Origin of the sequence: Paraburkholderia sp. BL18I3N2 (assembly GCF_003001875.1) — a bacterium.
Lineage (GTDB): Bacteria > Pseudomonadota > Gammaproteobacteria > Burkholderiales > Burkholderiaceae > Paraburkholderia > Paraburkholderia phytofirmans.
The window spans coordinates 1-17,803 of sequence record NZ_PVNC01000033.1; the positions used below are offsets into that span (position 1 = coordinate 1).

A 17,803-nucleotide genomic window follows, 5' to 3' on the forward strand; every position below is an offset into this window, starting at 1 on the left:
TTCTTCTTCTCGTTCCAGCCGCCAATGTTGTACGTCTCGCCCGGCGTGCCGCGCGCGAGCACTTCGCGGATCGCGCTGCAGTGGTCGCCGACGTACAGCCAGTCGCGCACGTTCTGACCGTCGCCATATACCGGCAGAGCCTTGCCGCCGAGCGCGTTGGCGATCATCAGCGGAATCAGTTTCTCAGGGAACTGGTACGGACCGTAGTTGTTCGAGCAGTTCGTGGTGAGCACCGGCAGGCCGTACGTATGATGGTAAGCGCGCACCAGATGGTCGGAACCTGCCTTGGTGGCCGAGTAAGGACTGTTCGGCGCGTACGGCGTGGTCTCGGAGAATTGCGGATCGGTAGCGGAGAGCGAGCCGAATACTTCGTCGGTCGACACGTGCAGGAAGCGAAATTCCGCTTTAGCGGCGTCGTTCAACTTGCTCCAGTACAAACGCGTCGCTTCTAGTAGCGTGAAGGTACCCACGACATTGGTCAGTACGAACTTCTCCGGCCCGTAAATAGACCGGTCGACGTGAGTCTCCGCCGCCAGATGGATGATTGCACGTGGCTTGTATTCGGCGAGCAATTCGTCCATCGCGGCGCGATCGCAGATGTCGGCGCATACGAAAATATGCAGCGGATTGTGCTGCAGGGATTTCAGCGTGCGCAGATTGCCCGCATAGGTGAGCTTATCGACATTCACCACGGCTTCATCGTAGATTTGCAGCCAGTCAAGCACGAAGTTGGCGCCAATAAAACCGGCGCTGCCTGTCACCAAGATCATGGAAGTCCTTTGGAAGCCGCCTTCATGCAGTTGCGCGGAAGGTCGATTGGAGTGTGGCTTACATCCGCGGAACGATTCGGCCGCGAGACATCGGTAAGCAGCTTTCGTATAGCTTTCCATCGCGACTTCCATCGCCGCGAACGGATACAACCCGCTTAGTGTAAGGTTCTAGAGACAGTGTTTCAGTGCGGAAAGCAACATACGCGCTGTCGCCTGGGCTAACGGGGGTGAGGAAGGGAGCTTCGCGCGGCCGGGCAAAACTTGCAGTGTTCCCGTTGCCCGTGTCTCGACCGCATACGATTGATGTTGTCCGGCCGATCGCCTTCGGCCGGATATTTTTTGCTTAGAGCCGCGCCTGCGTCGTCGCAATGACGGCTGCGGCCTTGATGGTTCGCGGCGAACAGAGGAACCAATGCGCCTCAGGACGACGCCCGCTTACGCGCCCCGACGAAAGAATCATTCATCGTCCCGTGGCGTTCGAGAACGTGCGACACATAATGCGCATACGAAAACGCCTGTGACCACGCCGCATACGAAACATAACAAATGTGTCAAAACGCTCGACATTTACCTGGTCCTTTGAATTGAGGCGAGATTAGATTTATAACGATTCACCTCTTCCGCGATTTACCGAAACCGCCGCGCGACGCCCGCTAGGCCAATTGCCAAAAAGACAGAGAGCCAGCAGCGACGGTATCCCCGCGCCAAACATCATACTTTACTGGAATCGCGACCAGGCGAAAACGAGGACAGCTGAAGCAGACGCCTGTAGCGTCGCATTGGACACCCAGGCAGGACACGTATGACCGCGCCGGTTCGAGTTGACAACGTGGAGCCCGCCACGTATGCGAGCATGGCAGGGTCGGCGATAGTGCGGATGTGATGCGACGCGGGGTTAGAACTGCGGGCCGCCGCGGAATGGCAGTTTGACAACAAAGCAGACGACTACTGACTTCCGGTGAAACCGCGCATAGTGCAAAGCCGTAAGGCCGATGAGCCGTGCGCGGGTACTCCGCGTGGCGACTACCGGCGTCGCGTGAACAGCGCGCTGCACGGGGTAAAGCACGCGCGCGATCCGACCACCGCGGATCGCGGCGTGTTCAATCGTTGGCCAGCGCCTGACCTTTTATCTCCACACGCGTCTTCTTCCGCTCCATGCGCCGCGGGTAGTCGATCGCAGGCTTCTCGATGTAGCGATACGTCAAATACGAGAGCACCAAGGTTGCGGGCCACAGTATCGCCAGATGCGCCCAGCCTTCGATATTGGCCAGTCCAATCAGATTCTGGACAGTCGGGTGCACCAGGTACAGCGAATAGCTTATTGTCCCGAGACCTAGCAGCGGCTTGAGTTGCATGATCGCTCGCTCGCGTACTGCATAACAGCCGATGAACAGCAGGTAGGCGACACCCCAAGAAATGAACACAGACTGGACTGTCGCGACGTCCGGGCGTTGAAACACGCCAAATCCTACGTAAAGCGCTGGAACGATCGCAAGGATAATCGAGCCCACCAGAATCAGAAACGCCCGCGGGTCGAGTTCACGCGTATGCCGCCGATAAAACAGCAAACCTACGACACAAGTCGCCATGATGCCGAAGCGGCCAAGCGGTATCCGCAAGTGCAAAACGTATGATGCCAGGGACAATGCGAGCAACGCGGCTACCGTGAGCACAGTCAGCAAGACGCTGCGCCGATTCGCCCGCACTGCAAACGCGAACGACAGCAGGATGTACCAGGCGAACTCCATGGACAGCGTCCACGACGCACTAACGAAGTTGGGTAGATGCGCGTAGTCCTGAAGGAAGAAGAGGTGCAACAGAAAAAAATGGCCGAAACTATGTACCGAGCCTGGAGGATAAGCACCGTATCCGAGAAGATAAAGCGCGAATTCAAACGTGAATACCGCGAGGTAGAGCGGATAAATCCGAAAAATACGGTGTTTCCAGAATCTACCCAGTGCATTTGCGCGTTCAAGACTCAGTGGAATGACAAATCCACTGACAAGAAAAAATGTCAGAACCCCGACCTGCCCAAAGTTGATCCACGGACCAAAACCTGTTGTGATCGAGAACCAGCCCGCGCCCTCGCCGCCATGCTGGAAAATCACGAGGAGCGCAGCCACACCACGGAGGATGTCGATGAAGGCGTAGCGGCCACCGGAGGTCGTCGCCCGCACCGCATTCGGTAACCCAACTCTTTCCGCTGTCGGCATCAGGGTTCCTCAAGACGGGTTATCGCCGCAGTTTATCTTCGTAGAATCTCGGGCAATGTACGCAAGCACACAAATGCATCGCTACGCGCCGCAGCTGTCGATTCGGCTTGCGGACATACCCACCGTCAGCGAATCGCTTCCATCACGTTGGGACGCGGCAATAACCGGTCGAATTCGCGTTTCACGATCTCATAACATTCGCATGAGCGCGCCTCGAGTCCGGTCCGATCAAGGATCCGGACACGGCCACGACTGTGATGGATCAGATCGGCGTCGCAAAGCTTGCCGGACGCCTCGGTCACGCCTTCACGGCGGACGCCGAGCATGTCGGCAATGACTTGCTGCGTGACTTGCAAATCGCTGGTGCCCGAACGATCGATATCGACCAGCAGCCACCGGCACAGTTGCTCGTCCAGGCGATGCAGCCTGTTGCACGCCGCAGTCTGCGCAACCTGGGTGAGGAGAGCCTGCATGAACAGTAGCATCAATGAGCGCAACGTTGCGCAATTGCGCAATGCTTCGCGCAGTGCTGCAGCGCTGATTCGATAAGCAAAACCCCGGCATTGAGCCTGAACGCTGGCTGGCATGGTGTCGCCTCCTGTCAGGATCGGCACGCCGGTCGTGCCATCCCTGCCGATCGCGGCGATTTCCACCGAGCTGCCGTTCTCCATGGTCTGCAGCAGAGACACGATCGCTGTGGCCGGAAAATAGACGGTTCGTATGAGTTCGCCGGATTTCGACAGAAGTTGCCCCGGACTCAATTCGACGAGTTCAAGATGAGGAAGCAGCGCCTCCCATTCATGCGTTGGGAGGGCCTCGAACAGACGGTTGCCACGGCGGTATGACTGGAATGTCGTCATCATTTCCCTCACGTAAGTATCGCAGCCCGCCTTGGTATGGCAGGCCTCGCTCGAATCGAGAAGTCAATGAAGATGCATTGCCCTCATTCGCGCGGTCGGCAAACAGAAACGGTAATGGAGACGATCAAAGCTTCGCATTGGTCATCGCGTTGCGTTCGATGTCGCAGTGCAGCGTAGCCGCCGAAGAAGGTCGCGCCAATAATCCTGGCGGAATAGCCCGCACGATCGTCGGATTTAAGAGGACTTATTTGCGTCAAGCGTTCGGTGAAGCGCTGGACGCCAACGCCACTTTGCTTCAGATCGAAAAGAGCCCGACAGTAGCAGAAGTGTCAATAGCTGGCAGTGTGAAATTGCAACATGTCCGGCTTATTAAGGACGTCTATAGGACGAGATAAAGCGTTCGATATGCATTGCCTCGGCGTCTCGAATCGGTACGTCAGACTGGCGTGTGGCCAAGGTTGCCCGTCCGTTAGCGGCGATGGTCCGCTCGACCGCGATGTGGCGGGACGCCAGCAGGTGTGTCGTCATCCGCAGTCGCGATCATTTCTGTTTCCTGCGTAACGACCCTCTCGGCCAGCGCTTTCAGAACGCCGGTCAGAATCCGCTTGCCGATTTCATGGTGAAAGATCCAGACGCCATGGATTCGTCCGGTGAATGCGGCCTCGCTCCCAATCTCCGGGTCGGGCCGAAAGCCAGCACCCAGCCCAAACGTGAAGAGTCCGCGCATCACGTTACCGCTGATGTCGAACGGACGGCCGAACTTGTCGATCTCGATGCCGCCCTGACGGAACTGCAGAGGAATCTCCGCCCCTCGATGGTCGACCAGTGCGGACATGCTGGGCCCGTAGCCAGCGCTATGAACCACGCCACATGACTGCGCGAGACTGGTGGCGGCACGGGCGCGTTCCGCTTCTCCGCTGGCGGCATCGATCAATTCGATACGCGGCGTTGTTCCCGCGACCCGGCCGTACGACATCACCGAGCATGCGATCTCGAATGCGCGGTAGCGCAGACCGCTCGAACGATTGACGCGCCGCGTGATCGGGCAAATGTCGTTGACTGGATCGACCGTATATCCCCATGCACGCGCTTCCTCCTCGGTTTCGAAAAACAAGCGGATCGGCGAGCGGTGAATGATGGCGATTTCATCGAGCCCGGCGCCACCAAGGTCAGTTGCAAGACGCTCGGTCATTGTGAACGCGCTGTGCGAGCCGCCGATAATGGTGATCCGGTTCGCACGCCCGGCTGTGGCAGGGACGAACATAGGCGCGAAGGTGTCGACCAGTTGCGTGCTCGTGAGGCGAAGCAGTTCATCCGAGGTGCAAGTGATGACGTTGTTGCCCGGCAATGGAATATCTAGCGTGCGGCACAGATCATCGACCTCTTCAACGCGCTGCGTTCCGCCGAGATTCATCACGACGGTGTCGCTGATCACCGTCCGGCGTGCCGCCGGTCTGCGCGTGTCGTGATAAGCGATTTCGAAGCGGCCGTCCTGGCTGTGGCGAATCGCATCGATTTCGTGTCCGCGCAGCACATCGACGTCGAAATGTTCGACGAGGTGGGCGATGAGTCGCTCGGCCGCCAGCGTGAGCAGTTCGCCGACCTCCGAGAGCAACGGAGCACCGTAGGGGTCGGCGGCCATTTTTTTATGCAACTCGTTGTATTCGCGCAGATCGCCGAACACCTCGTCGAAGCGTTCGTGCTCGAGACACGCAAGGAAAGACTTGGCGACCGAGTTGCCTGTGACGTTCACATAGTCACCGAGTTTGCCAGCTCCGAAGCGCATGCGTCTGTCGATGATCAACAAGCCGTTTCTGGCCACCTCTGCCAGCTTGCCGTTCTTGAACGCGTAGAACAGGAAGCCCATTCCTGCCGGACCGGCGCCGCACAACACACACGAGTAATCGCTTGGTACGCTGCCGGAATTATCCGGCTCTACCGCTGAGGACCTCTGCATGACTTTGGGGCTCGATAGTTGTCCGCTGTGAATGATGTGCACCCTGTGCGCTGCCGGCCTCAAGGACACTCCTCGAATCGGATTCAACACACAATATCCTTTAAAGCGAAGCATCACTCTGTGCGCTCGCGCACGGACAATATTTCGGAACCTTACTGTAAGGCTTCATTGCAAAATATTCTGCTGTACGGAAGGATTTTCCGGACCGCGATAGCGTCGGCAAAAATGCCTGTAACTAGCAATCGACATACCACTCAACAAATTGAATGGTTACACCTATACGTTGATTTTACAAAATCTAACAATTAGGATGTCTGAATTAAATTTCCGCTTGATGCCCGCTGAAAAACGGCGCTCACCAACGAGGCGAGCGCACGTCCCTACGCCATTACGCCATCTGAAACACCGCCACCGCATCCCGCAAAATCGTCGCCTGCTCCTCCAGCGATTTCGCCGCTGCAGCGGCTTCTTCCACAAGTGCCGCATTGTGTTGCGTGACTTCGTCGATCTGCGAGACGGCCTTGTTGACCTGTTCGATACCGTCGCTCTGTTCGAGCGCGGACGCCTCGATCTCGTTCATCACGCCGGTCACATGCTCGACGGCGCTCATCGCTTCGTGAATCGTCTTCTGCGCGTCGGACACGAGAGAGGCGCCCTCCTGAACCTTGGCGGCCGATTCACCGATCAACTCCTTGATCTCCTTCGCCGCCGCGCCCGAGCGTTGAGCGAGGCTGCGCACTTCCGAAGCCACCACGGCGAACCCGCGCCCCTGCTCGCCGGCGCGCGCTGCTTCCACTGCCGCGTTCAACGCCAGAATGTTGGTCTGAAACGCAATCCCCTCGATCATGCCGATGATTTCCGTCACCTTGCGCGACGACTCGCTGATCCCATCCATCGTCTCAGTGACACGCGACACCACTTTGCCGCCACGCGTGACCGTGTCGAGCGCGCCATGGGCGAGACGGTTAGCCTGCTTCGCGTTGTCCGCGTTCTGCTTCACCGTGGCCGACAACTGCTCCATGCTCGCGGCGGTCTGCTGAAGCGCCGCAGCCTGCTGCTCGGTGCGTGAGGACAGATCCGCATTGCCCGACGCAATCTCGTTGGCCCCCTGAGTAATCGCCGTCGTGCTGCCGCGCACTTTCGACACGGTCTCGACGAGCCCGTCGCGCATCTTCGTCAACGCGCCCAGCAATTGGCCCATCTCGTTGCGCGATTTGATCTTGATGGCGACGGTCAGATCGCCCGCGGCGATGCGCTCAAAATGCTTGACGGTGGCGTTGACCGGCTTGATCAACGCCACTGACAAACCGATGCGCGCCGCCACGCCAATCACGAGCGCGATGGCGCCGATCGCGGCGAACAGCAGCGTCGCGATCTGGAAGCGCTGCGCGGCCGTTTGTGCTTGCTGATGCTGGCTGTCGATGCGCGAGCGTTCGAGCGCGTCGATCGCTTTCGAATAAGTGGCGTAAAAACTGTTCGCTGTCTCGCCCTGAATATTGCGGAAGGTATTGAAATCGAAGTCCGCAAGAGCCTTGAATTCCGGCTCGATCGCCTTGTCGACCAGCGCGCTGCGCGCCTGCTCCACGGCCTGTGCGAGCTTCTGCTCGTTATCGTCCGCAAATGGGCCGGCCATGTAATTGCGGAAGTCTTTGTTCGATTCGACCAGCACCTTGTGCGCGGCCGGCAACAGGTCGTCGGTCTGCTTGCCGACGCTAAAGAGCGTCTGATACGAACCCAGCGCGAGTTGCACTTGCAGCAGCTTCTCGGAGCTCGCCTTCAGATGCGACAACGCCGCCGCACTGCGCTGTGTGTCGTCAAGGCTGCCGTTGGCGAGCTTGAGCGCGCCATAGCCGACACCGATCACTGTCAGCAGGAAAGCGACGAATACGCTGATCACCAGCGTCAGGCCGCCACGAATTGTGATGTTATTTAGCATTGGGTCTCCGGAACGTCTTGCCGATCGGCGGTGAAACGGGTTGGCAGCCGTGCGCGTCTTTTTTGCGCATGACTTACTCTTCGCCGCATCCAGGTTAACGACCCCGCACGGCCGCTGCTAAATAGGTGGAATCCATGACTGGCGGGCGTTTGCGAGCGGCTTTCACCTCACTATCTGGGATCTTCGGACAACGACGCGGCACCGCTGCTTTTCCGGGCATGGTGCGTTTCGTTTGTATAATTCGGCGTCTTCGTTCAGGCCCACTTTCATGCTTAGTTTTGCGCTCGGCTTTCTCGTTTCACTGCTGATCACGCTGTTGATCGTGCGCTACGCGCATCTGCATGAAAAATTCTCCACCGACACCGATCTGGCCGGCGTGCAGAAATTCCATGTGCGCCCGGTGCCGCGTATCGGCGGGGCCGGCATTCTGCTCGGGCTGATCGTCTCCGCCGTGCAGTTGCATCACGCGTATCCCGCTGTGTCGGGCGGCATTCTCGGGCTGATCGCGTGCGGCATGCCGGCCTTCGGCTCTGGACTGGTCGAAGACCTGACCAAGCGCGTGTCGCCGCTTGCAAGGCTGGTCTGCACGATGGCGGCGGCCGCGCTCGCCTATTTCCTGCTGAACATCGCCGTGACGCGCATCAGCGTGCCGCCGCTCGACTTCCTGCTCTCGTACGCGGTGATCTCGTGCGCGGTCACCGTGCTGGCGGTGGCCGCGCTCGCCAACGCGATCAATATCATCGACGGCTTCAACGGACTGGCGTCGATGGTCGCGTTCATGATGTTCGCCTCGCTCGCCTACGTGGCGTTCCAGGTGTCCGATCCGATCGTGCTGTCCGCCTCGTTCATGATGATGGGCGCGGTGCTCGGCTTCTTCATCTGGAATTTCCCGGCGGGGCTGATCTTTCTCGGCGACGGCGGCGCGTATTTCATCGGCTTCATGCTGGCCGAGCTGTCGATCATGCTGGTGATGCGCAATCGCGACGTGTCCGCTTGGTATCCCGTGCTGCTGTTCATGTATCCGATCTTCGAGACCTGCTTCTCGATCTACCGGAAGAAATTCATCCGCGGCATGTCGCCGGGCATTCCCGACGGCGTGCATCTGCATATGCTGGTGTACAAACGGCTGATGCGCTGGGCGGTCGGCACGCGTACCGCGCGCGAATTGACGCGGCGTAACTCGCTGACGTCGCCGTATTTGTGGCTGTTGTGTCTGATCGCGGTCGTGCCCGCCACGCTGTTCTGGCGGCATACGCTGCATCTGTTCTGTTTCGTGGTGGTGTTCGCCGCGACGTATGTGTGGCTCTACGTGAGTATCGTGCGGTTCAAGTCGCCACGCTGGATGGTGGTCAGGAAGACCCGGCGGTAACAAAAAAAGGCGCTCGAATGAGCGCCTTTTGCTTTGTGATTTTCTTCACCGCAGTCTTCACTGCAGGCTGACGATTCAAGGCCGCCGCGAAAAGCAGCCGTCACCGGTCCATGGTCACGAAGCCCGCGTCGCCGACGCCACGCTATGCAACGCCGGCGCGGCAGCCGGCTGATACTCCGGCACCCAGCGCCGCAGATCGCGGCGCACTTCCTGGTCGCTCGGCACACGATGCTGCATCAGCCACGGCAGCAGTTCGTCGAGGAGATTGTCGGGCGCTTCACGCGCCTGCGCGATGCGCAGCTTCGGATGCGGCGTGCGCGTGGTGGCTTCGTCGTCGGCCAGCAGTTCCTCGTAGAGCTTCTCGCCCGGACGCAGGCCCGTGAACACAATGCGGATGTGCTCCTCGCTGAAGCCATACAGGCGAATCAGGTCGCGCGCGAGATCGACGATCTTGACCGGCTCGCCCATGTCGAGAATGAAGATCTCACCGCCATGCCCCATGCTCGACGCTTGCAGCACGAGTTGCGAGGCTTCGGGGATCGTCATGAAAAAGCGCGTGATCTCCGGGTGCGTGACCGTGACCGGCCCACCCTTCGCGATCTGTTGTTGAAACTTGGGAATCACGCTGCCCGCGCTGCCGAGCACGTTGCCGAACCGCACCGTTTCGAACTGCGTGCGCGTGCTGGTCTGCTGCAGCGCCTGGCAAGCCATTTCCGCGAGGCGCTTGCTCGCGCCCATCACGTTGGTCGGGTTCACTGCCTTGTCGGTGGAGATCAGCACAAAATGCTTCACGTCGTGACGAATCGCCGCGCGTGCGACACGGTATGTGCCCAGTACGTTGTTGCGCACCGCCTGCCATGCGTTCAACTCCTCCATCAGCGGCACATGCTTGTACGCCGCGGCGTGAAAGAGAATGTGCGGCGTGTAGCGCGACAGCACCTGATCGAGCAGCAGGGAATCTTTGGCGTCGCCGATCACCGGCACCACGGAGAGCTTCGGAAAGCGGTCATGCAGTTCTTCCGTGAGACGGTACATCGCGTATTCGGACAGATCGAACGCGATCAACTGCGCGGGTTCGAAGCGCAGAATCTGGCGGCACAACTCCGAGCCGATCGAGCCGCCCGCACCGGTCACCATCACCACGCGGCCGCTCAACAGCGCTTCGACGTGCGGCATGTCGATACGTACCGGCTCGCGGCCCAGCAGGTCTTCCAGATCGATCTGACGCACGCGCGACAGGAACGCTTCGCCTTGGGTCAGCGTGGTCAGCGCGGGCAACACCATGGCCCGCACGCCGGCGCGCACGCACAGCGTTGCCACCCGACGCTGCGCATCGACCGAAGCCGACGGAATTGCGATGATCGCGTGCTCGACCTTCATGTCTGAAGCCCAGTGCTGCAGGTCGCTGATCGGCCCCCACACCTTGTAGCCGTAAATTTCGCGGCCTTGCTTGGCGGGGTCGTCGTCGAGCAGGCCCACCAGCCGCCATTCGCTCGAACGCGACAGTTCACGGGCCAGGTTCGCGCCCGCGTTGCCCGCGCCGAGCACCACGACGGGCTTGCCCTGTCCGACAAGGCCGCCATACAGATAGAACTCTTTCGACGCGCGATAGAGCGCGCGCGAGCCGCCCATGGCAAGGAACAGCAGAAGCGGAGAAACAGCGAGTACGGAGCGCGGAATGATGGGATGCGGCTGGGCCATGACGGCCACCATCATCATCACGAATGCGCCGGCCAGCACGGCCTTGGCGATGCGCATCAGGTCCGGCAGGCTCGCAAACACCCACATGCCCCGGTAGAGGCCGAAGATGCGGAACATCACACCGTAGACAGGAAGGACCCAGATGAGGGTTCGGACGGCGCCGGACCAGAACTCGACCGGAACGTAGCCATTGAAGCGGATCAGATACGCCGCGAGCCAGGTTCCCGCGACGGCGCAAAGGTCGAAGGCGAAAGCGCTAAATGATAGCCATGAGGCTTTGTGTCGAAACATCGGCGTCACACCTCAGGTTGTTCGGAGTCTGCTATCCGGAATCGACGCCAGCGTGAATCGACTCCGATACCAATCAATACCAGCACGATCACCCATGCGCCCACGCTACACCATTGAACGGCTGAAGGCCAGCCAAGCAACACGACAGCAAGTACTATACCAGCCGCCATTACTACATACCATAGGATGGCCGTCTTCGAATGCCCGAGTCCGTACTGGACCATGCGTTGGTAATAGTGCTCGCGGTGTGCCTGCCAGATTTTCTCGCCGCGCAGGAGCCGCCGCAGCAGCGTGACCGACGCGTCGCCGATGAACGGCGAAAACACCAGCGCGGGAAACCAGATCGGCCAGACGCCCTCGCTCCAGCCCCAATAGCCGAAAGCGCCCGCCAGGAAGCCGAGCGGAATCGACCCGGCGTCACCGAGGAAGATTTTCGCGGGGTGGAAGTTGAAGACCAAAAAGCCCGCGGCGGCGCCCGCCACCGCCGCCGACGCCCACATAAGTTCCGGCGACGGATGCGCGGTGAGCGCGGCCCCGGCGGCGTAGCCCGCGAAGCCGAACAGCGTCATGCCGCCGGCCAGGCCGTCTGCGCCGTCCATAAAATTGTAAAGATTGACCAGCCAAAGCAGTAAAAACGACAGGGCCGCCAGCAGCCAGAGCGGCGCCGGCGCGGGGTGCGCCCAGACGAAAATCGCCACCGCGGCCAGATGCGCCGCGAACCTGACCCGCGCGGGCAGTCCACGCCGGTCGTCGATCTGCGAGACCGCCGCCAGCACCGCAGCGCACAGCGCAGCAAGCCAGAGGTGCGGCGCGGCGATCAGCGTCGCCACGACCACCACCGGAACGATGCCCCAGCCGCCGACCCGCGGCGTGGGCCGCGTGTGCAACGAGCGGTCGTTGGGAATGTCGGTGGCCAGACGCCACGCGAGGCCGGACCTGAGCAGCGTCCACAGGATCGCCGCGCAGGCGCAAGCAGAGCCGAGCGCGATCAGGATCGCGGTCGTCCAGCCCGGCATCGTGGAAGGGGACATCAGCATGCGCGCCTCAATGCGTGGATCGGTACCAGCGGGCTGTCGCGGCCAGCCCTTCTTCGGTGGAGTACGGCGCCTGCCAGCCCAGCACCGTGCGGATCCGGCTGGTGTCGAGCTGCAGTGAGCCGACGAGCCGGTCTACTTGCGCCGTGCACCCCGTCAGGCGGCCGGCGAGGCGCAGCCAGCTCTCGGGCACGGGCAGCAACAGCGCGGGCCGGTCAAGGTGGCGGCCAAGCGCGCGCGCCAGTTCGGCGATCGTCAACGCGTCGTTGTCCGCGACGTGGAAGCACTGCTGGGCCGCGCGCGCGTCGCTCGCGCAATGCACTAAAGCGTCCGCGAGATTGTCGACGTAGATGAGGCTGCGTCTTGCACGAAGCGCGCCGAGCGGCAGTGGCATGCCCTTCCATACGGCGTTCATCAGGCTCAGGAAATTGGCCCGCACGTCCGGACCATAGACCAGCGGCGGGCGCACGATCACGATCTCGAGACCAGTCTGCGCACCCAGGCGGATCAGCGCTTCTTCGGCAGCACGTTTCGAGCGACCGTACGGATCTTGCGGCGCCGGGGAATCGTCTTCGCGCACTGGGCGGCCCGAATCGGCTTCGGTCATCGCCTTGATGCTGCTGACGAAGACAAAGCGCCGCACGCCGTGCCGCCACGCGGCGCGCGCGACACGCAGTGTGCCCTCGACATTGGTCGCCTGGAAAGCAGCCTCTGGATCGGCGGCGTCCTCGAGCATGACATGCACACGCGCCGCCAGGTGCACGACGCAATCCACTTGCAATGCTGCAGGCCAACCTGCGTCGATGCCCGCGAAATCCACGCTGGGGTCGACCCATTCGTCCACGCCGTGTTCGCGCTGCATCTCCCGCCGTACAAGGCCGGTGACCGTGTTGCCGGAGTCACGCAACGCGCGGCACAGCGCGCGGCCGACAAAGCCGTTGGCCCCCGTGACGAGCACCCGGCTCATAGCCATTTCCAGCCGAACCGGTCGAAGAACTTATACGCCGAAGACATGAACATGCGGATATGCACCGAGCCTTTGCGCGCTGCACCGCCGCCGTGATGCAACACGCGCACCGCGGGCGCGTAGACGACGCGGGTGACGTCATGCGCGCGAAGACTCAAATCGTAATCTTCGAAGTAAAGGAAATAACGGGCATCGAAGCCCGCCAGTTGCTTCAGGACCGTCATGCGAAACAGCATGAAACAGCCGCTGACGATCGGCGGATCCCACACCGTGTCGCGCGCATTGATCCGGTCGCGCATCTCATAGCGTGCGAGTCGGCGGACAAACAGTCGACGCATTCCCGAAGGCAAAAAGCCGCGTACAAACAGATCGAGCAACGTGGGGTAACGTCGGCACAAGAACTGCTGCTCGCCATGCTCGTCGCCGATCCATGGCGTGATGAGGCCCGCTTCGGGGTGTGCATCGAAAAAATCGAGCGCTTCGCGAAGCGCGTCGGTTGCCAGATCGATGTCGGGATTCAGCACCAGGTGATAGCGGCTGGCGCTGCTTTCGATTGCCAGATTGTGGCCCCTGCCGTAGCCTACGTTTCCCTGTCCCGCGATGATCGTACAAACGATGCCGCGAGCCCGGAGTTGCTCTAGCGTTGCCGGGATGTCGGGCAGGCCGCCGTTGTCCACCAGATATAGCGTCACCGGGAGTTCGGGTCGGCTGATGTGCAGCGCATCGCACGCGACGGCAAGGCCCGTGAGCGTGGACACCAACTGTTCTGTATCCGGGTGATAGACCACCACCGACACGGACAACCCGTCGGATAGGGGATGCAGAGTGCGCGTTTCTTTCATGTAGAACTGCGTGCCTTATCGTGGGCACTTCGGTGGGCACTTCGGTGAGCACATCGGGTGGGCGCTTCCACAACCTACGTTGCGTAGACGCAACAAACCCGAAGTTTGCTCAAATTTTCGCAGTTCGGCAACCCGTCTTTCCCTTTGTTACGCCCGATACGATTCCGTTAAACGGTATTCATTATGTTTTGATTCGGCATTCTTGCCTCAGAATCAGGCACTTCGCCTGTAAGGTTGTGCGCATTATCGCGGAATAGTAAAGTAACGCCGCCAAACTCCGGCCGTTCGCAATCGGACGAAATTCGGGCTACAGCGCAGCGCCACAGACGGCAGCCGTCCGCTCAACAAATCTGACAACCGCCCTCAGGGCAGAATGAATGCGCAGCAGACCACTCGTCGTCGACCTCGATGGCACATTGATTCGCTCAGACATCCTGATCGAGTCAGGATTTGCCTATCTGAAGGCAGCCCCGCAACGCTTTTATGAGCCGCTGCTGTGGCTCGCGCGCGGCGGCAAGCCGGGTTTGAAAGCGCGCCTCGCCGACGCGACGAACGTGGACGTGGCCGTGCTGCCCTACGACGCCACGGTCCTGCAATGGCTGAAAGTTGAACGGGACGCCGGCCGCTCGCTGGTGCTGGCCACGGCAAGCCACGAACGTTACGCGCAGGCCATCTCCACCCATCTCGGCATTTTCGACAGGACGTTCGCAACGAACGGCAGCATCAACCTGTCCGCTCACAACAAGCGCGATACGCTGGTCGCCGAGTACGGCGAAAAAGGCTTCGACTACGCCGGCAATTCGCACGACGACCTGGCAGTCTGGCAATCCGCCGACCGCGCGTACGTGGTGAATCCGTCCAATGGGGTGGAACGCGCGGCCCGCAAGATCGGCAATGTGGAGCGGGTGATCGAATCACGTCCACCCGCCGTCAAGACATGGGCCAAATCCTTGCGCCTGCACCAGTGGCTGAAGAACCTTTTGATCTTCTTGCCGCTGCTGGCCGCACATAAGCTGTCTTCGCCCGAACTGACTCTCGCTGCGGTGTTGGCGTTTCTCACGTTCGGCTTGTGCGCCTCGAGTGTCTATCTGCTCAACGACCTGCTCGATCTTGAAGACGACCGTCATCACCCCGTCAAACGCAAACGTCCGCTCGCTTCCGGCGCGCTGCCGCTCACATGGGGACTCGCGCTCTTTCCTGTCTTGCTGGTGGTCGCGTTCGTCACGGCGTGGCTTTTCCTGCCCTGGCAATTCTCCGCGGCGCTGTTCGGCTATTACGTATTGACGCTCGCGTACTCCACGTTTCTGAAGCGCCAGGTGATGGTCGACGTGGTGGTGCTGGCCATGCTGTACACGATGCGCATCATCGCCGGAACGGCGGCGGTCGACGCACAGCTGACCTTCTGGCTGCTCGCCTTCTCGATGTTCATCTTCCTGAGCCTCGCGCTCGTCAAGCGCTACGCCGAACTGCACTCGATGAAAGCGCGCGGCCTCGTCAAGACGCGCGGGCGCGGCTATGTGGCGAGCGACCTGTCGCTCATCTCGTCGCTTGGGACCTCGTCCGGCTATCTGGCCGTGCTCGTGCTTGCGCTCTATATTCAGGACGCGAAAACCGCCGGCATGTACCGCCACCCGCAAGTCATCTGGCTGGCCTGCCCGTTGCTGCTCTACTGGGTAAGCCGCACCTGGATCATTGCGCATCGCGGTCTGATGCACGACGATCCGATCGTTTTCGCGGCGCGCGACCGGGTCAGCCTCGCAGTCGTCGTGCTGTGCGGCCTGATTTTCTGGGCCGCGATCTAGACGATGAGTCGAGTTCTGTCATGGGGACGTTATCCGCCAATACCGCAGGAAGCGCATGCGGTTGCATGGCGTGATGCCGCGCGCGCCGCGTGGTCAGACGCGGCCCGGGAACACGGCACCACGCTCGCCTTCGGCAATGGCCGCAGCTACGGCGACAGTTGCCTCGCCGCCTCCGGCCATGTCGTGCAAACGCTGCCGCTCGACCGGCTGATTGCCGCCGACTGGCAAACCGGTGTCTTGCGCGCGGAACCCGGCGTCACGCTCGAGCAGATACTCGACGTCGCGATTCCACGCGGCTGGATGCTGCCGGTCACACCGGGCACGAAATACGCGACCTTGGGCGGAGCGATTGCCAACGACGTCCACGGCAAGAATCACCATGTGCGAGGCACCTTCGGCCGGCATGTGCGCCGCTTCGCGCTGGCGCGCAGCGACGGCTCGCAGTTCGAGTGTTCTCCCGACGAGCAAGCCGAATTTTTCGCCGCCACGATCGGCGGTCTCGGGCTCACTGGGCTGATCCTGTGGGCGGAGATCCAGTTGATGCCGATCCGCTCGAGCCTGATCGACATGACCAGCATCCGCTTCGGCGATCTGGACGAATTCTTCGCGTTGTCGGAAAAGCTCGACCCGTTGCATGAATACAGCGTGGCGTGGGTGGATTGCCAAAGTCGCGGCTCGGCGCTCGGACGCGGCATCTTCATGGCCGGCGACCATGCGACGGACGGACCGCTCGAAGTCACACGGCGAAAGAAACGCACCGTGCCCTTCACGCTGCCGATTCCGGTGTTCAACCGCTTCACGTTGCGCGCGTTCAACGAGCTGTACTATCAGAAGCAGCAGCGCGGCGAAGTCGTTGCGCGGGTCGGTTACGACGCCTACTTCTACCCGCTGGACAGCTTGCTGGAATGGAATCGAATCTACGGGCGCGCGGGCTTTCAGCAATACCAATGCGTGGTGCCGTCGGCCACGGCGCGCGACGCGACGCGCGCGATTCTCGACGCGATCGCCGAAAGCGGCACGGGCTCATTTCTCGCCGTACTGAAACGCTGCGGTGACTTGCGCTCGCCGGGCCTGTTGTCGTTTCCGATGGAAGGCACGTCCCTCGCTCTCGATTTCCCGCAGCGCGATGCTTTGAACACCCGGCTCTTTGCGAATCTCGATGCAATCGTGCGCGAAGCCGGCGGCCGCATCTATCCGGCTAAAGACGCGCACATGCCAGGCGCCGACTTTCGCGCCGCTTACCCTCAATGGCAGCAACTCGAAGCGCTGCGCGACCCCGCGTTACTCTCGCGTTTCTGGGAACGGACCACTCGAACATGAAAAACATTCTTATCGTCGGCGCCACGTCGGCGATCGCCATCGCCTGTGCGCGCCAATGGGCCACGCAAAGCGCACGTTTTTTCCTCGTTGCCCGCAACGGCGAGCGCCTTCAGCAGGTGGCCGCGGACCTGACCGCACGCGGCGCGCAACTGGCAGCCTGTCATCAACTCGATATCGATCGCCTGGATCTGCATGCGGGCATGCTCGAACAATGCCAGAGAGAACTCGGCGCGCTCGACATCGTGCTGGTCGCCCCCGGCACCTTGCCGGACCAGGCCGCGTGCCAGGCGGACCCCGCGGTGGCCGTGCGTGAATTCAACACGAATGCCGTTTCTGTTATCGCGCTGCTGACGCCGATTGCCAACATCCTGGAAGCGCAAAAACGCGGCGCGCTGGCGGTCATCTCGTCGGTGGCGGGCGATCGCGGCCGGCCCTCGAATTATCTGTACGGCAGCGCGAAGGCCGCGCTTTCCGCGTTCTGCGAGGGGCTGAATGCGCGGCTATTCAAAGCCGGCGTCCACGTTCTGACCATCAAGCCGGGCTTCGTGGCGACGCCGATGACAGCCGGGTTGCCCTTGCCCGGCCCGCTTGTCGCGACGCCCGATCAGGTGGCGAGCGACATCGTGCGCGCCGTCGACAAGCGCAAGGACGTGCTGTATACGCGCTGGTTCTGGGCAATCATCATGCTGATCATCCGCTCGGTGCCGCGCTTCCTGTTCAAGCGCGCGTCCCTGTAAAGGG

Annotated in this window: 13 protein-coding genes; 4 read left to right on the plus strand and 9 right to left on the minus strand. The window is 61.1% G+C overall.

What is annotated here, in order from left to right; all coding sequences use genetic code 11:
* The 5 genes from rfbB to B0G75_RS37830 all read right to left on the minus strand — a co-directional run.
* The coding region (gene rfbB / locus B0G75_RS37805) for a dTDP-glucose 4,6-dehydratase (RefSeq protein WP_106314780.1) at positions 1-770 on the minus strand (770 nt) is incomplete at its 3' end.
* Positions 771-1,870: 1,100 nt separating this feature from the next.
* Positions 1,871-2,983 carry an acyltransferase gene (locus B0G75_RS37810; protein WP_106314754.1) on the minus strand — a complete coding sequence of 371 codons (1,113 nt, stop codon included), beginning with the start codon at positions 2,981-2,983 and terminating at the stop codon, positions 1,871-1,873.
* A gap of 125 nt (positions 2,984-3,108) precedes the next feature.
* Positions 3,109-3,843 carry a Crp/Fnr family transcriptional regulator gene (locus B0G75_RS37815; RefSeq protein ID WP_106314781.1) on the minus strand — a complete coding sequence of 245 codons (735 nt, stop codon included), beginning with the start codon at positions 3,841-3,843 and terminating at the stop codon, positions 3,109-3,111.
* A gap of 469 nt (positions 3,844-4,312) precedes the next feature.
* A complete protein-coding gene (locus tag B0G75_RS37825) occupies positions 4,313-5,800 on the minus strand; it encodes a hypothetical protein (protein WP_106314756.1) in 1,488 nt (495 codons plus the stop codon).
* A gap of 388 nt (positions 5,801-6,188) precedes the next feature.
* Complete coding sequence (locus B0G75_RS37830) at positions 6,189-7,736, minus strand: methyl-accepting chemotaxis protein (RefSeq protein ID WP_106314757.1); 1,548 nt, start codon at positions 7,734-7,736, stop codon at positions 6,189-6,191.
* Between the two features lie 268 nt (positions 7,737-8,004).
* Between B0G75_RS37830 and B0G75_RS37835 the strand changes: the two genes are divergently transcribed.
* A complete protein-coding gene (locus B0G75_RS37835) occupies positions 8,005-9,105 on the plus strand; it encodes a glycosyltransferase (protein ID WP_012431955.1) in 1,101 nt (366 codons plus the stop codon).
* Positions 9,106-9,219: 114 nt separating this feature from the next.
* On the opposite strand, the gene B0G75_RS37840 is transcribed toward B0G75_RS37835, so the two are convergent.
* From B0G75_RS37840 to B0G75_RS37855, 4 genes are read right to left on the minus strand one after another with little or no spacing between them, the layout of a single operon-like run.
* Positions 9,220-11,097, minus strand: a complete 1,878-nt coding sequence (locus B0G75_RS37840; protein ID WP_106314758.1) for a nucleoside-diphosphate sugar epimerase/dehydratase — start codon at positions 11,095-11,097, stop codon at positions 9,220-9,222.
* Between the two features lie 5 nt (positions 11,098-11,102).
* The gene (locus B0G75_RS37845; protein ID WP_106314759.1) at positions 11,103-12,134 is read right to left on the minus strand and encodes a glycosyltransferase family 4 protein; all 1,032 of its coding nucleotides are present in this window, start codon (positions 12,132-12,134) and stop codon (positions 11,103-11,105) included.
* Between the two features lie 7 nt (positions 12,135-12,141).
* Positions 12,142-13,098, minus strand: a complete 957-nt coding sequence (locus B0G75_RS37850) for an SDR family oxidoreductase (protein ID WP_106314760.1) — start codon at positions 13,096-13,098, stop codon at positions 12,142-12,144.
* On the minus strand, positions 13,095-13,940 hold the full coding sequence (locus tag B0G75_RS37855; RefSeq protein WP_106314761.1) for a glycosyltransferase family 2 protein: 846 nt from the start codon (positions 13,938-13,940) through the stop codon (positions 13,095-13,097). Before B0G75_RS37855 ends, B0G75_RS37850 begins: the two co-directional genes overlap by 4 nt.
* Before the next feature lie 377 nt (positions 13,941-14,317).
* On the opposite strand from B0G75_RS37855, the gene B0G75_RS37860 reads away from it, so the two are divergent.
* The 3 genes from B0G75_RS37860 to B0G75_RS37870 are packed head-to-tail and all read left to right on the plus strand — an operon-like array spanning position 14,318 to position 17,799.
* Entirely contained in the window at positions 14,318-15,742 is a 1,425-nt protein-coding gene (locus tag B0G75_RS37860) for a UbiA family prenyltransferase (RefSeq protein WP_106314762.1), read from the plus strand.
* 3 nt (positions 15,743-15,745) lie between these two features.
* The gene (locus B0G75_RS37865; protein WP_106314763.1) at positions 15,746-17,062 is read left to right on the plus strand and encodes an FAD-binding oxidoreductase; all 1,317 of its coding nucleotides are present in this window, start codon (positions 15,746-15,748) and stop codon (positions 17,060-17,062) included.
* The gene (locus B0G75_RS37870) at positions 17,059-17,799 is read left to right on the plus strand and encodes an SDR family oxidoreductase (RefSeq protein ID WP_106314764.1); all 741 of its coding nucleotides are present in this window, start codon (positions 17,059-17,061) and stop codon (positions 17,797-17,799) included. The genes B0G75_RS37865 and B0G75_RS37870 overlap by 4 nt, the downstream gene beginning before the upstream one ends.
* The last annotated feature ends 4 nt before the right edge of the window (positions 17,800-17,803 follow it).

Excerpts from the sequence above, each read along its gene's own strand:
- B0G75_RS37810 (WP_106314754.1), bottom strand. The coding sequence starts at position 2,983 with ATGCCGACAGCGGAAAGAGTTGGGTTACCGAATGCGGTGCGGGCGACG.
- B0G75_RS37815 (WP_106314781.1), bottom strand. The coding sequence starts at position 3,843 with ATGACGACATTCCAGTCATACCGCCGTGGCAACCGTCTGTTCGAGGCC.
- B0G75_RS37825 (WP_106314756.1), bottom strand. The coding sequence starts at position 5,800 with ATGCAGAGGTCCTCAGCGGTAGAGCCGGATAATTCCGGCAGCGTACCA.
- B0G75_RS37830 (WP_106314757.1), bottom strand. The coding sequence starts at position 7,736 with ATGCTAAATAACATCACAATTCGTGGCGGCCTGACGCTGGTGATCAGC.
- B0G75_RS37835 (WP_012431955.1), top strand. The coding sequence starts at position 8,005 with ATGCTTAGTTTTGCGCTCGGCTTTCTCGTTTCACTGCTGATCACGCTG.
- B0G75_RS37840 (WP_106314758.1), bottom strand. The coding sequence starts at position 11,097 with ATGTTTCGACACAAAGCCTCATGGCTATCATTTAGCGCTTTCGCCTTC.
- B0G75_RS37845 (WP_106314759.1), bottom strand. The coding sequence starts at position 12,134 with ATGCTGATGTCCCCTTCCACGATGCCGGGCTGGACGACCGCGATCCTG.
- B0G75_RS37850 (WP_106314760.1), bottom strand. The coding sequence starts at position 13,098 with ATGAGCCGGGTGCTCGTCACGGGGGCCAACGGCTTTGTCGGCCGCGCG.
- B0G75_RS37855 (WP_106314761.1), bottom strand. The coding sequence starts at position 13,940 with ATGAAAGAAACGCGCACTCTGCATCCCCTATCCGACGGGTTGTCCGTG.
- B0G75_RS37860 (WP_106314762.1), top strand. The coding sequence starts at position 14,318 with ATGCGCAGCAGACCACTCGTCGTCGACCTCGATGGCACATTGATTCGC.
- B0G75_RS37865 (WP_106314763.1), top strand. The coding sequence starts at position 15,746 with ATGAGTCGAGTTCTGTCATGGGGACGTTATCCGCCAATACCGCAGGAA.
- B0G75_RS37870 (WP_106314764.1), top strand. The coding sequence starts at position 17,059 with ATGAAAAACATTCTTATCGTCGGCGCCACGTCGGCGATCGCCATCGCC.